The sequence below is a fragment of the Proteus genomosp. 6 genome (assembly GCF_040139785.1).
GTDB lineage: Bacteria > Pseudomonadota > Gammaproteobacteria > Enterobacterales > Enterobacteriaceae > Proteus.
Window position 1 is genome coordinate 19,731 of sequence record NZ_JBEEVJ010000007.1, and the last position, 14,912, is coordinate 34,642.

Below are 14,912 nucleotides of genomic sequence, written 5' to 3' on the forward strand. Positions count from 1 at the left end.
TTGAATCAGTTCAAAATTTTTAATTATCAAGGCTATTAATTAATGCCTGTGAACTCAGCACTAATATCTTCGCGCACTCATCACGTTTCTTTAATAACGCCATAAAAATAAGGTCAGTGATCGTATTTTGTGCTGTACGTGAAGAGATTGAAGCGCTTCGCCACTCACCTTCATCCGCAATTGTTTCTAATATATAATCAGAAATTCTTCCTAATGGAGAGTGTTTTTCTCCTGTAATAGCAATGATTTTTGCTCCCTGTTTTTTAGCCACAGAGGCCGCAACTAACATATCTTTTCTTTTGCCACTATAAGAAATAACTATCTGTAAATCCTTTGAACTTAACATTTGAGCAACAGATATCTGAACATGATGATCTGTTTCAATCAGAGTGGTTATTCCTATTTTCTGTAATTTATAACTTAAGTCTCTTGCGACTAACCCTGAACCACCAATACCAATAATCTGAACGCGCTGAGCTTCATCAATAAGCTGGATCACCTTTTCAAAATGAAGGTAATTAATTTGGCGAGTGGTATCACTGATAGAATTATTCTTCTCTTGAGCAAGTTTTTGAGCTATTACAACTAAGCTATCTTCAGAGCCAATCTGATTATGTAATATGCTAGGATCCTGCCCAGTATTTGCATTTTTTCGCCCAAGATCTTCGCTAATTGCAAGCTTCAAAGAAGGAAAACCTTTGAATCCAATTTTTTGGCTAAATTTAACAATAGCTGATTGACTCACACCCATTGTTTCAGCAAGTTGCTGTGATGAAAGAGTGACCGTTTTTTCTGGGTTCTCTAAAATATAATCCGCTATTTTACGTTGATTTGTCGCTATACCAGGCTTGATCCACGCAATTTTCGTTAATGTTGGCATAATGACAATATCCACTTCGAGTACAATATAGTTATATATGGAATAATTTTGATAAAACGTTTAATACCTAAAGTAATTAAGTTTTTAGAATAAAATCAATTAGAAACAAAATATGAGATACAATAAATCATAAAAAAAGTAATATTATTATCGAAATACTTGTTCTTATAATAACGTTATATTGACTCTTTTTATTCAATCTCTCACACATTAACCTCTATATTTTATAATACTTAATTTAATTTTTTCCAATTTTAAATAATAATTTATTCTTCTTAGTCAACAACACGATATAAACTGAATATACTTATATTCAGCAAAATTGCGTTTTTAAACATAATAATTAACTAAATGACAATATAAAACACATTTTAAAAACATTAACACAATAAAAAACCTTTAATTACAAACAGTAATAAGGAATAAATAATTCCTTCATAGCGGAATTATTTTTATTTTTAATGATATAAAAATAGGTTAAACAACATATTTAAATAAAAAGACGGATATTAAAAAGAGTAAAACCCCAAAACCAATAAGCCTTTTATATGATTGACACTGTAACATACATAATAAAGATGGCAGATGATCGCAGATCTCTCTTTTGATAGATTAATGCTCTTTTTTTGATACACATTCAAAAAGATCATTTCAACCAAACTTAAAAAAACATCACTTTAATCAAGAAAGTTAATTTATCTATTGATTTATAAATGTTTTTTAATTTACCCTATCCAAATCGAAGGTACACAAAGTGCCGTTAATAATCCCATCGAGATATTAAAAATAAACCAAGACTGTCTGCTTTGTAAAAATAGACTAATTAATGTTCCGCCTAATATCCAAACAATACCGGCAACGAAATTAACAATAACCATAACAATACTAATAGCAATAACAGAGCTAAAATAAGCATCGCCCGATAAACTGAAGCTTCCTACTGCACCTAATCCCATCATCCACGCTTTTGGATTTAGAAATTGCAATAATCCGCCTTGAAACCAGCTTACTGCTTGGGGCGTTTTTGCTGGAATATCTAAACGCTGATAAGATGATGTTGCTGTTTTCCAAGCAAGCCAAAGCAGATACGCACTCCCGACTACCTTCAATCCAATATGCAGTGCAGGATAAATTATTAATAATGCGGCAACACCAAATGCAGAACTCAGCAAAACACATTGCATACCTAGCATAATGCCAGCCATCAGCTTTAATGAGCTTTTAAAACCTACATTAGCACCTGATGAAGTAAGCAATAAGTTGTTGGGTCCAGGCGTGATAGCAGCAATAAATAGGAAAATAGCTAACGATGAAATCAGACTAATTGTCATTATAAGTGCTCAAAGATGTGACAGATGTTTTATTTTCACCGAAAATAGCAGTATGTTATTTAGCAAACAAGTGTTAATTCATTTTGATAGACGGAAAATATGTCTCAATACTTTAATCCAATGCGTTGGGCTAAAAATCCACATTTACAAACGCTCTTACCAAGAATTGTACGTAGGACGCCACAACTTACACCACATTGGCAACGACTCAATCTCCCAGACAACGATTTTGTCGATTTAGCCTGGAGTGAAGATCCGACAACGGCACTCAATAAACCGCGCTTAGTCATTTTTCATGGCTTAGAAGGTGGATTTAGTAGCCCTTATGCTCACGGCATGTTGGCCGCAGCAAAAGAGAGAGGCTGGCTAAGCGTTGTGATGCACTTTAGAGGATGTAGTGGTGAACCCAATAGACAAAAGCGCATTTATCACTCAGGTGAAACGGAAGATGCTCGCTACTTCTTAAATTGGTTGAAAAAGGAATTTGGTGAGCAACCAACAGCCGCCGTTGGCTACTCTCTTGGTGGAAATATGCTTGCCTATTATCTCGCAGAAAGCGGTGAAAATGCGGTTGTAGATGCTGCCGTTATTGTCTCTGCACCATTGATGCTAGAACCATGCTCAACAAAAATTGAACATGGCTTTTCTCGTTTTTATCAATGGTATCTGTTAAAAGAGCTGAAAAATAACGCGACACGCAAGCTTATTCGCTATCCTGAATCATTACCAATCAGCTTATTGACGATAAAATCCATTAAAAAACTACGTCAATTTGACGATCTTATCACATCTAAAATTCACGGGTTTAAAGATGCGTTGGATTATTATCGCCAATGCAGTGCATTACCTTTATTAAATAAAATAAAGAAAACAACACTGATTATTCACGCGAAAGATGATCCTTTTATGTCTGCGGATGTTATTCCTGATATCACGACCTTACCAAATAACATTGAATATCAACTCACCGAGTTTGGTGGGCATGTCGGTTTTGTAAGTGGAAAACTGTCTAAACCCGTGATGTGGCTTGAAAGCCGAATACCTGACTGGTTATCCGCTTATTTGGAGAAAACCAAATGATAATTCCTTGGAATGAGCTTTCCACAGAGACACTTGATAATCTTATTGAAAGTTTTGTTTTACGAGAAGGCACTGATTATGGTATCCAAGAGAAAACGCTTGAACAAAAAGTCGCCGACGTAAAAAAACAACTTAAATCCGGTGAAGCCGTATTGGTTTGGTCAGAACTTCATGAGAGCGTCAATATTATGCCGGCATCGCAGTTTCGCTCTGGTTAGTTATTCAAAGCAAGCGATGTATCGCCGTCAATAAGGGCCAACCTTATTTAGCAAAAGGATAACCTATGTCAATCAAGCATCCTATCATCGCAGTGACTGGCTCAAGTGGTGCAGGAACTACCACAACAAGCCAAGCTTTTCGTAAGATATTCCAACAACTCAATGCAAATGCTGCATTGATTGATGGAGATAGTTTCCATCGCTATACCCGTCCTGAAATGGATATGGCGATAAGAAAAGCCAGAGAACAAGGTAGACATATCAGTTATTTTGGCCCTGAAGCAAATGATTTTAGCTTACTGAGTAAGACCTTAAGTCAGTATAGTGATACAGGACAAGGCCAATCTCGCAAGTATCTACACTCTTATGATGAAGCCACTCCCTACAACCAATTACCGGGTACATTTACACCTTGGGAGCCTTTGCCAAATAATACCGATGTTCTCTTTTATGAAGGGTTACACGGGGGCGTTGTCACCAATGAGCACAATGTCGCACAACATGTTGATTTACTAGTGGGTGTTGTCCCTATCGTAAACCTAGAGTGGATACAAAAGCTTATTCGAGACACCACAGAAAGAGGACACTCACAAGAGGCGGTAAGAGATTCGGTTGTACGTTCAATGGATGATTATATTAGCTATATTATTCCTCAATTCTCACGCACTCACATTAACTTCCAACGAGTTCCAACGGTTGATACTTCAAACCCTTTTTCTGCCAAAGCAATCCCCACTCTCGATGAAAGCTTTATTGTTATTCGTTTTCGAGGCTTAACCGATATTGATTTTCCCTATTTGCTTGCGATGTTGCATGGCTCATTTATGTCAACAATAAATACTATTGTTGTACCGGGCGGGAAATTAGGATTAGCGATGGAATTAATTATGGCGCCATTAGTCAAAAAATTATTAAATGGCGAAAAGATAAGTTAACCAAAATAAAATTTATCTCTATAAAAATAATATCCCATTAATTAAGGGATATTATTTTTCGAATTAAACTTTATTTTAAAATATCAAAATTAGTCAGCATCTTTTATTTCAAATGAATGCGTAATATTGGCTGCTTTTCCTAGCATTAAAGAAACAGAACAATATTTTTCTGCGGATAATTGAACAGCTCGTTCTACGATTTTATCCGTTAATTCTTTACCTGAAACAATAAAATGTAAATTAATATCAGTAAATAGACGAGGGGCTTCTTCGCGTCTTTCTGATGTTAATTTCACTTCACAATCAGTCACTTGGTGACGACCTTTACGTAAAATGCTCACAACATCAATAGCGCTACACCCACCCGCAGCAATTAATACCATTTCCATTGGGCTTGGTGCTTTATCACCTGAATTTCCATCCATCATGATTTGATGGCCAGAAGAAGACTCACCGACAAAAGATAAATCTTCTACCCACTTAACTCTCGCTTCCATTTATTTTCCCCTAAAGATGACAGAAACTAAAAGAGTACATTCTCATAATTCAACTAGCAATTAGCAAATAGGTTTATTATGCTGACTGCGTAAAACGAGACTTAATGCACTAATTGTGTTAAAAACAATATCTGCTTGATGATAGTGGTTAAGATCAATGCATTATTTTCTCATTTATTATAATCTACTCCATATTAACTTACCGTGTTCTCAGGAAGTTAATAGGTAAAGATAGGATTTTTAAGCACGCTGTATCAAAAGGGAACCTATCCGTTTTGAAAGGCTGCATTTAACGTACAGAGGATAACGCGAATGGTTCTCGGCAAGCCGCAAACAGACCCGACTCTTGAATGGTTTTTGTCACACTGCCATATTCACAAATATCCATCCAAGAGCACGCTGATCCACCAAGGTGAGAAAGCGGAAACACTTTATTATATTGTTAAAGGTTCCGTGGCTGTTCTTATTAAAGATGAAGAAGGAAAAGAAATGATCCTCTCCTACCTAAATCAGGGGGATTTCATCGGTGAACTTGGATTATTTGAAGAAGATCAAGAACGTAGTGCATGGGTTAGAGCAAAAACAGCCTGTGAAGTAGCAGAAATTTCCTATAAAAAATTCCGTCAATTAATTCAGGTTAACCCTGATATTCTGATGCGCCTTTCTGCTCAAATGGCGAACAGATTACAAACAACATCAGAAAAAGTAGGTAACCTTGCTTTCCTTGATGTTACAGGCCGTATTGCACAAACCTTACTAAACTTAGCAAAACAACCCGATGCCATGACGCATCCTGATGGCATGCAAATTAAAATTACACGTCAGGAAATTGGTCAAATCGTTGGTTGTTCACGCGAAACTGTAGGCCGTATTCTCAAAATGCTAGAAGATCAAAACCTGATCTCAGCACACGGTAAAACTATCGTCGTTTACGGGACTCGCTAAGTTTCCCTATCCCGAACAAACAATAGCCCAATAAAAGGGCTATTGATGATACAATCTGTATAAACCCCATCCTTATAGATGGGGTTTATAGTCCGCACTACCCTTTTACAAATTCCGCAATAGCCGCTTTTAATGCCACCATTCCTTCTTGTAATTCTTCTTGGGTAATAATTAACGATGGTGTAAAACGCATCACATCTGCTCCTGCGTTTAACATCATTAAGCCATGTTTGGCAGCAAGACCGAGTAACTCTTTGGCTTTACCTTTATATTGTGGTGCCAATTGCGCACCGATCAATAAACCTTGTCCACGGATTTGCGAAAAGACATCGTACGTTTGATTAATTGCCACCAGTTCATCCACAATCCATTGATAGCGCTTTTCTACACCCTCAAGTACCTCAGGTGTATTAATTAAATCAAATGCGACATTACCCACTGCACAAGCTAATGGATTGCCACCATAAGTTGTACCATGAGTCCCTACGCCCATTACAGAAGCTATTTCATGTGTTGTTAACATCGCACTGAGTGGAAAACCACCTCCTAGCGCTTTTGCAGTGGTAATAATGTCTGGTGTCACATCATAGTTCATATAGGCGAAAAGCTTGCCTGTACGTCCCATACCTGTTTGTACTTCATCAAAGACAAGCAGAGCTTGATGCTTATCGCACAATTCACGTAACCCTCTCATAAACTCAGGTGTTGCTGCCGTGACACCACCTTCACCTTGCACAGGTTCCAATACGACAGCACAAGTATGGTCGTCAATAACCGCTTTAACCGCCTCTAAATCATTGAAAGGAATATGCACGATATCTGCTGGCTTAGGGCCAAAACCATCTGCATATTTAGGTTGCCCACCAACAGATACTGTAAACAGTGTTCTGCCGTGGAATGCATGGTGAAAAGCAATAATTTTAGTTTTATAAGGACTATGGCGAGTGATGGCATAATGGCGAGCCAACTTAAATGCTGCCTCATTCGCTTCTGCGCCTGAATTGGCAAAAAAGACACGTTCTGCAAATGTGTTATCTATTAATTTTTGTGCTAAACGCAATGCTGGTTCATTAGTAAAAATATTACTAACATGCCAAAGTTGTTCGCTTTGTTCTTTCAAGGCTTGATTAAGAGCAGGATGAGCATGCCCCAGTGCTAAAACAGCAATACCACCAGCAAAATCAATATACGATTTTCCCTGCTGATCCCAAACACGGCTACCCATCCCTTTGACAGGAATAAATTCTGCGGGTGAATAAATTGGCAACATTACTTGATCGTAAGTTGCCCGGTTGATGCTTTGCTTTGTCATTACCCCACCTGATCGTTATTCATATTCAATATGAAAATATAATCACTAAATATGAATAAAAAATCAAATGTGGTTTTGTATAAAAAGGCTTTATTTCGCTATTTAAATGCTATCCATTTAATATTTAAGGAAATTATTTAATAGCTCATGTCCTTGTTCACTTAAAATACTTTCTGGGTGAAATTGAACCCCTTCAATTGGCAGAGTACGATGGCGAATTCCCATAATTTCATCAACATTTCCATCATGTTGGCTCCATGCCGTCACTTCAAAGGGAACCGGTAATGTCGTCGCATCAATCACTAAAGAGTGGTAACGCGTCACATTTAAAGGCCGATTAAGTCCCTTAAAAACACCTTGTTGATTATGATGTATTAATGAATTTTTACCATGCATCACTTCTCGTGCTCTGATAACTGATGCACCAAAAGCTTGTCCTATCGCTTGATGTCCAAGACAAACGCCAAGAATAGGAATTTCACCGGCAAACCGCTGTATAGCCTCAAGAGAGATCCCAGCTTCATCAGGAGTACAAGGTCCTGGCGAGATAACAAGATGTGCTGGCATCATCTTTTCTATCTCTTTAAGTCCGATCTCATCGTTACGCTTAACAACAACCTCAGCACCCAATTCACAGAAATACTGATAGAGGTTGTAGGTAAACGAGTCGTAATTATCAATAAGTAACAGCATATTAGCCTATCCGACTGATTTTCTTATCATTATCTATTTTATTACTATTTTAAAGCGAGTGTAGATTTGCCAAAATAGCTCGTTGTTTAACCGACTTGGGTACAACAAAGCCGATTATCATAGCACAGGTGTAAAATATGAATAGTAAGCAAGAAAACCTGCTGATTTATTGCGCAATAACAAGAATGACGGTAATTGATGATGAATAGAGTGATTAATAGCGTAGTGAATACTTATTGCAGGAGATCACACGAAAAAAGGAAGGATAAAAAAGATTTTTTTGTACTAAAAATCCCCGGAATGAAAATATTCATTCCGGTTTATATGCATTTTATCTTATTAGAATAAGTAAATATCCTATCCTAATAATGCGTTTATTGTTTTACGACTTCCGCAGATAAAATAGTGACCGTTTTTACTGGCACATTTTGGTAAGGTCCAATATTACGAGTTGGAGCTTGTGAAATTTTATCAACTACATCCATTCCTTTCACAACTTTACCAAATACGGCATAGCCAAAATCACGTTGACCGTGATCTAAAAATGCATTGTCAGCCACATTAATAAAGAATTGGCTGGTTGCGCTGTCTTTATCTGATGTGCGAGCCATGGCAATAGAACCTTTTACATTGCGTAATCCATTGTCGGCTTCATTTTTAATTGGCGCTCTGGTTTGTTTTTGCTGTAAATCAGCAGTAAAACCACCGCCTTGAACCATAAAGCCAGGAATAACACGATGAAAAGTGGTGCCGTTATAGTACCCATCTTCGACATACTGAATAAAATTTTTCGTTGTAATTGGGGCTTTTTTATTATCCAGTGATATTTCAATATTGCCTTCAGAGGTGACTAATTTAACGAAGGTTTCTCCCGTTGCCATTGCAAAAGTCGCTGTTGTTAAAGTGCAAGCGGTAACGAAGGTGACAAGAAAACGTTTTAACATGCAGGGATCCTTTACTTTAATAGTCTACAACTTACTTAATATGCAGCGATTCTAATTCGCTGAGGTAAATAGTGCCAATCATTTACCTTTATTTACGCTCAATAAGTCTAATTACGTTATAACAGGGTAAATTTTAATTTTTAAGCACTGTTATAAGTCATTAAATTGCGCCAAAATAGAGCAAATAAATATTTTAGATATTCATTTTCATGCAAAATTGAAATGAGTATGCATGAAAAGCCGCATTATTTCAGAGAGGTTTATACCATAATGACCCAATTTAATTACCAAAAAGCACATTTCATCATCAGTGCACCTGATATCCGTCATTTACCACCAGATACAGGAATTGAAATTGCCTTTGCGGGTCGCTCTAATGCCGGTAAATCCAGTGCTTTAAATGCGTTAACCCAACAAAATGGATTAGCCAGAACCAGTAAAACCCCAGGCCGTACGCAATTAATCAACCTTTTTCAAATTGAAGAAGGCTTACGCTTAGTCGATTTACCAGGCTACGGCTATGCCCAAGTTCCTGAAGAAATGAAGCGTAAATGGCAACGCTCTTTAGGTGAATACCTACAAAAAAGAGAGTGCTTAAAAGGTGTGGTTATTTTAATGGATATTCGTCATCCATTAAAAGATCTCGATATGCAAATGATTGACTGGGCTGTGGGCTCAGAGCTTCCTACTCTCGTTTTACTGACTAAAGCGGATAAACTCGCATCAGGCGCGCGTAAAAAGCAGTTAATGAGCGTACGTGAAGAGCTGGCAAATAAAGTAGGCGATATCCGCGTAGAATACTTTTCATCATTGAAAAAAATTGGCATTGATAAGCTACGTAACACACTTAATGAATGGTTTTCAGGCTCAGAAGAACAGCCTACAAATGATGACAACGCTTAATTATCTTCTTTTTTCTCAACGATAGCGTTCTGATCTTCTATTGATAAAAGGGAAATCACTTTTCCCTTTCACTTCTCGCACAAACCACTTCAGTGAATTTTAGATAAAAAAATGCCCCAGTCGAAATAAAGTCGACTGGGGCAGCTAATATTCAGCTAAATCCGATTACGTGAAGTAAAAGGTCTGAAAGATAGAACATCTTACCTCTGTACCCTACGAGAGATAATGTACTCTATTTTATTGGTTAATAAAAGCCCTTTTGTAATTTTTTTTCACATGCAGACACGATTCAGCTATGTGTTTATGTATTCAAACCATAAATAAATGTAGTTTAATTACATAATTATGAGACTTTAATCACTTACGTGAATATGATTAAAAATAGAACAAATCACACAAAAGGTGCGGTTTATCCTTAATGATTTTGTGATACGCTTATTGCGAGACCGTAGTAAATATGTAATTAGCGATAAAATGAGGTATCCATGGCTGTATTAACGCTCCTGCGTTTTCCAGATGAGCGTCTGCGCAGAGTCGCAGTACCAGTGGAAAAAGTAGATGACGAAATACGCACATTAATCGATGACATGATTGAAACCATGTACGCAGAACGAGGTATTGGCTTAGCAGCACCTCAGGTTAATGTATCTAAACGCATTGTTGTAATTGATGTTTCTGAAAACCGAGATCAACCGATTGCACTTATCAATCCTGAAATTATCAGCACTGAAGATGAAGTGATGGATATGATGGATGGGTGTCTATCTATTCCAGATTCTTTTGCCCCAACAGAGCGTTACCGCTTCTTAAAGGTTAAGGCATTGGATAGAAATGGTGATGAAATTGAATTTGAAGCCGCTGATTTGTTTGCAGGCTGCATTCAGCATGAGTTAGACCATCTTGATGGCAAACTTTTTATTGACCATTTATCTCCGTTAAAACGCCAACGGATTGAGAAAAAACAGAAGAAATTAAGCAAGCTGATAGACTCGCAAGTTGCTTAATTATTCACTTATCTCTTTTTCACATATTGATAAGTTTTGACATAAAAAATAAAGGGCACAATGTATTTCATTGTGCCCTTTTAATATTTAAAAACGATACTTAAAAACTAGTGTGCTTCATCCCAGTTATTACCAATACCTACTTCCACTTTCAACGGAATAGCTAATTCCATACTGCTTTCCATCAATTTATGGATCATGATATTTGCGTTCTCTAGGTAAGACTCTCGCACTTCAAACACTAATTCATCGTGTACTTGCATAATCATATGCACATCAGCAGGACATTCATTGCAAATCCAATTATCCACAGCAATCATAGCTTTTTTGATAATATCCGCAGCGGTACCCTGCATTGGCGCATTAATCGCCTCACGCTCTGAAGCTTTACGACGAATTGCATTCTTTGAATTAATTTCTGGTAAATAGAGGCGACGACCATCTAACGTTTCAACATAGCCTTGTTCAGAAGCTTGTTTACGTGTGCGCTCCATATAGTCCAAGACACCTGGATAACGTTCAAAATATAGATCCATATAACGCTGAGCTTCTCTTCTCTCAACACCAATCTGTTGCGATAAGCCAAATGCGCTCATGCCATAAATAAGACCAAAGTTGATCGCTTTCGCACTACGACGTTGCTCAGAGGTGACGTCTTCTAAAGGTATACCAAACACTTCAGATGCAGTTGCACGGTGAATATCTTTACCTTGAGCAAAGGCATCTAACAAACCTTTATCTTGCGATAAATGTGCCATGATCCGTAATTCAATTTGTGAATAGTCGGCAGCAACAATTTTAAAACCTTCACGCGCAATAAATGCTTGGCGAATTCGACGCCCTTCTTCATTTCTCACTGGAATATTTTGAAGATTCGGATCACGAGAAGATAAACGCCCCGTTGCCGTCACTGCTTGATGATATGAAGTATGTACACGCTTCGTCTTACTATTTACCATCAATGGTAATTTATCAGTATAGGTAGATTTCAGTTTCGCAAGACCACGATGCTCTAAGATTAAGCGAGGCAATTCATGGCTATGTGCTAATTCTTCTAATACTTCTTCATTGGTAGATGGCGCCCCTTTCGGGGTTTTCTTGATAACTGGCAATTGCAATTTATCAAATAAAATTTCTTGTAACTGCTTAGGTGAAGAGAGATTAAACTCTTGTCCAGCTAACGCAAACGTCTCTTTTTCAATTTCAGCCAAACGTTGTGTAATTTCTTGAGATTGAACAGCTAACACTTGAGCATCAATTAATACTCCCTTGCGTTCCATTCTAGAAAGCACAGGAACTAATGGCATTTCGATATCGCGGTAAACATGCTTAAGAGGCTCAATAGCGTCTATTTGAGGATATAGCGCTTGATGGAGTAATAAAGTGATATCGGCATCTTCAGCCGCATATAACGTCGCTTGCTCAACCTCAATTTGGTTAAAGGTGAGTTGACCTTTACCTTTACCCGCGATCTCTTCAAATGTCGTGGTTTTATGGTTTAAATGTTTTTCAGCCAAAGTATCCATATCATGTCGATTACTCACGCTATTTAATACGTAAGACTCCAACATCGTATCAAAATGAATACCGTTTAATTCGATACCTTCATTTTCCATAATGCCACGATCAAACTTCAAGTTTTGCCCAATTTTTAAAATATTTTTATCTTCTAAAATAGGTTTTAATGCCACTAGCACTTCATTAACAGGAAGTTGGTCTGGCGCATCTAAATACTCATGACGTAGTGGAATATAAGCGGCTTTACCCGGCTCAATAGCAAATGATAATCCCACTAAACGAGCATCAATATTATTTAAGCTATCCGTTTCTGTATCGAATGCAAATGCAGGTGCTTTTTTGAGAAGCTCAACCCATCGCGCCAGACTTTCATGCGTTAAGACAGCTTCATAATTCTCTTGTGTAATAACAGGAAAATTAGCTGATACAGGTGCTTCTTTGGGTTTAACAGCTTCTGAGGTGTAAGGCACTGCAACTTTGTGTGTACTGCGTTGTGCTAACCAGCCACCATTTTGAAGATCACTTATCCAGCGTTTAAATTCATAACGCGTGAACATCTCTAATAATTGATCTAAATTTGGCTCATTAACCACTAAATCATCAAACGTTTTATCGAGTTCAACATCAGTTTTAATCGTTGCCAGCTTATAAGAAAGTTTTGCCACTTTCTCATGCTCGGCCATTTTAGCGCCAAGTGTTTTAGCGCCACGGAAACTCAATGTTGCAATATTATCAAGCTGTTGATAGATATCATCTAAACTACCAAGCCCTTGTAGAAGACCTAGTGCGGTTTTTTCACCAACACCGGGGACACCAGGGATGTTATCCGATGAATCGCCCATCAATGCGAGGAAATCAATAATCAGTTCAGGAGGAACGCCATATTTTTCTTTAACTTCATCAGGACCCAAAATAACGTTGGTCATGGTGTTAATCAGCGTGATCTTTGGCGTCACTAATTGCGCCATATCTTTATCGCCGGTGCTTATTAGGACATCACGCCCATCAGCCGCCGCTTTTAGTGCCAATGTTCCAATAACATCATCCGCTTCCACACCTGAAATAGATAACAAGGGTAAACCCATTGCTTGCACCATCTCATGTAAAGGCGCTATTTGTTCACGCAGATCATCTGGCATTGGAGGACGATTAGATTTGTATTCCTCATACAACTCATCACGGAATGTTTTACCTTTAGCGTCAAACACAACCGCAACATGGCTTGGCTTATACTGTATTATCAAGCTACGCAGCATATTCAACACACCATACATCGCACCCGTTGGCTCACCTTGGCTATTGGTTAGCGGTGGAAAGGCATGATAGGCACGATAAAGGTATGAAGAGCCATCTACAAGGATAAAGGGGTTTTCTGCTATCTGGACCATAATCTGTTCATCATTGTTCTGAGGTTCGTTGATATGACTAGAATGCCACATCACAGCCCAATAGACGAATTTTACCTGTTCTTAAATGCAGAAATTCGGCTTAAATACTCAATTATTTATTATTAACCGAACTTAACAGAAAGAATAAGTATGAATGATAACTTAATATTAATTAAAGTACTTTTTTATCAGAAGCCATATCCATTAATCTGATTTCAATTAAAAACAAAGACTAAAAAGTAAACTTACTGTGTAAATTAGAAAGTATTTAAGATAGAGCTATTTATTCATCATAAATATTAACGTTCATATTAGTATCATCTTTTTTTATTAAGGATTTATTTTTTAGACAACACCAGAACAACCTGTGGATAACTCTGTGAGTAGTTTTGTAACTCTCTCTATATTAATAAGTTAGCTTCCTTTTAAATTTATTAACACAATTAAAAAATCAATCACTTAGCGAAATCATTAAGATATTATAAATTAATCTCAATATTTTTTATTAATGTGGATAGTTATATTATGACAAAAATATGAAAGTAAAAAAAATAGCACTCCTATGTCTTGAGTGCTATTTTTCATATAAGAATCTATATACTTTTACTTAGTCTATATAGGAAAAAATTAAGCCTATATTATTTTTTCAGCAATAATTGATTCACAATATCAGAATATGTTTTTGCATACTCTTCTGGTGATTTTGCGCTGATACCATCATTTTTCATTTTATATTTACCACCAATGATCATGGCAGGAACACCATTGATTTGGAAATCAGCGACAGCATTTTGTTGTTGGCTAACTAAAGAATTCACCACAAAGCTATTCATTGCAGCATCATAATCTTCGCCTTTAACGCCAGCCTTAATAAAGGCATTACGGATATCGTCAACAGAGCGAATAGATTGCGTTTCTTGAATACCTTTAAATAAAACTGGAGAAACTTGATCTTCAACACCTAAGGCCATTGCTACAGCCCAAGAACGTGTTAAGTCTTTACCTAAAGGTCCTAAGAAATCAACGTGGTAGCGGACAATATTAGTATTTTCTGGTACATTCTTTTCAACAGTACTATTGACTTTATACACTTCAGAAAATTGATAACAATGTGGGCAATAAAAAGAGAAAAACTCAACAACATCAGGCGCTGATGCAACAGGTTTAGAAAGGCTCGTATACTGTTTTCCTTCAGAAAAATCAGCAGCAGAAACACTGAATGCTAACACCATACTTGCTAACGCCAGCCAAATCTTTTTCATTT

14 protein-coding genes are annotated in these 14,912 nt (G+C 37.2%); 6 read left to right on the forward strand and 8 right to left on the reverse strand.

All coding sequences use genetic code 11. From position 1 onward, the window contains the following. Nucleotides 1–19: 19 nt before the first annotated feature. Nucleotides 20–880 (reverse strand): SIS domain-containing protein, encoded by an 861-nt coding sequence (locus ABN212_RS10345; protein WP_349443194.1) that lies wholly within the window; start codon nucleotides 878–880, stop codon nucleotides 20–22. A gap of 725 nt (nucleotides 881–1,605) precedes the next feature. Continuing rightward, nucleotides 1,606–2,211, reverse strand: a complete 606-nt coding sequence (locus ABN212_RS10350; protein WP_349443195.1) for a LysE family translocator — start codon at nucleotides 2,209–2,211, stop codon at nucleotides 1,606–1,608. A gap of 99 nt (nucleotides 2,212–2,310) precedes the next feature. Here ABN212_RS10350 and ABN212_RS10355 point away from each other — a divergent pair, with 99 nt between their 5' ends. The 3 genes from ABN212_RS10355 (at nucleotide 2,311) to ABN212_RS10365 (ending at nucleotide 4,444) form a co-directional block, all read left to right on the forward strand. Continuing rightward, nucleotides 2,311–3,291, forward strand: a complete 981-nt coding sequence (locus ABN212_RS10355) for a hydrolase (protein ID WP_109374240.1) — start codon at nucleotides 2,311–2,313, stop codon at nucleotides 3,289–3,291. Further along, a complete protein-coding gene (locus tag ABN212_RS10360; RefSeq protein ID WP_023583288.1) occupies nucleotides 3,288–3,509 on the forward strand; it encodes a YheU family protein in 222 nt (73 codons plus the stop codon). Before ABN212_RS10355 ends, ABN212_RS10360 begins: the two co-directional genes overlap by 4 nt. A gap of 65 nt (nucleotides 3,510–3,574) precedes the next feature. Beyond that, a complete protein-coding gene (locus ABN212_RS10365; protein ID WP_198620045.1) occupies nucleotides 3,575–4,444 on the forward strand; it encodes a phosphoribulokinase in 870 nt (289 codons plus the stop codon). 89 nt (nucleotides 4,445–4,533) lie between these two features. Here the strand turns inward: ABN212_RS10365 and ABN212_RS10370 are convergent, their stop codons facing one another. After that, the gene (locus tag ABN212_RS10370) at nucleotides 4,534–4,941 is read right to left on the reverse strand and encodes an OsmC family protein (protein ID WP_023583286.1); all 408 of its coding nucleotides are present in this window, start codon (nucleotides 4,939–4,941) and stop codon (nucleotides 4,534–4,536) included. Nucleotides 4,942–5,253: 312 nt separating this feature from the next. Here ABN212_RS10370 and crp point away from each other — a divergent pair, with 312 nt between their 5' ends. Further along, nucleotides 5,254–5,886, forward strand: coding sequence for a cAMP-activated global transcriptional regulator CRP (gene crp, locus ABN212_RS10375; RefSeq protein ID WP_004246872.1), 633 nt, complete (start codon nucleotides 5,254–5,256; stop codon nucleotides 5,884–5,886). A 97-nt stretch (nucleotides 5,887–5,983) separates the two neighbouring features. On the opposite strand, the gene argD is transcribed toward crp, so the two are convergent. From argD to ppiA, 3 genes are all read right to left on the reverse strand, one after another. Further along, entirely contained in the window at nucleotides 5,984–7,198 is a 1,215-nt protein-coding gene (gene argD, locus ABN212_RS10380; protein WP_198620046.1) for a bifunctional acetylornithine/succinyldiaminopimelate transaminase, read from the reverse strand. Nucleotides 7,199–7,315: 117 nt separating this feature from the next. Further along, the gene (locus ABN212_RS10385; RefSeq protein ID WP_100159719.1) at nucleotides 7,316–7,891 is read right to left on the reverse strand and encodes an aminodeoxychorismate synthase component II; all 576 of its coding nucleotides are present in this window, start codon (nucleotides 7,889–7,891) and stop codon (nucleotides 7,316–7,318) included. Between the two features lie 374 nt (nucleotides 7,892–8,265). Then, nucleotides 8,266–8,835, reverse strand: coding sequence for a peptidylprolyl isomerase A (gene ppiA, locus ABN212_RS10390; protein ID WP_069369599.1), 570 nt, complete (start codon nucleotides 8,833–8,835; stop codon nucleotides 8,266–8,268). A 270-nt stretch (nucleotides 8,836–9,105) separates the two neighbouring features. Here ppiA and yihA point away from each other — a divergent pair, with 270 nt between their 5' ends. Further along, nucleotides 9,106–9,738 (forward strand): ribosome biogenesis GTP-binding protein YihA/YsxC, encoded by a 633-nt coding sequence (gene yihA / locus ABN212_RS10395; RefSeq protein WP_099075959.1) that lies wholly within the window; start codon nucleotides 9,106–9,108, stop codon nucleotides 9,736–9,738. A gap of 485 nt (nucleotides 9,739–10,223) precedes the next feature. After that, nucleotides 10,224–10,742, forward strand: coding sequence for a peptide deformylase (gene def, locus ABN212_RS10400; RefSeq protein ID WP_151436305.1), 519 nt, complete (start codon nucleotides 10,224–10,226; stop codon nucleotides 10,740–10,742). A gap of 107 nt (nucleotides 10,743–10,849) precedes the next feature. Here the strand turns inward: def and polA are convergent, their stop codons facing one another. Both polA and dsbA read right to left on the reverse strand, forming a co-directional pair. After that, nucleotides 10,850–13,648, reverse strand: coding sequence for a DNA polymerase I (polA, locus tag ABN212_RS10405; RefSeq protein WP_198632399.1), 2,799 nt, complete (start codon nucleotides 13,646–13,648; stop codon nucleotides 10,850–10,852). A gap of 638 nt (nucleotides 13,649–14,286) precedes the next feature. Beyond that, entirely contained in the window at nucleotides 14,287–14,910 is a 624-nt protein-coding gene (dsbA, locus tag ABN212_RS10410; protein ID WP_349443196.1) for a thiol:disulfide interchange protein DsbA, read from the reverse strand. Nucleotides 14,911–14,912 lie beyond the last annotated feature (2 nt).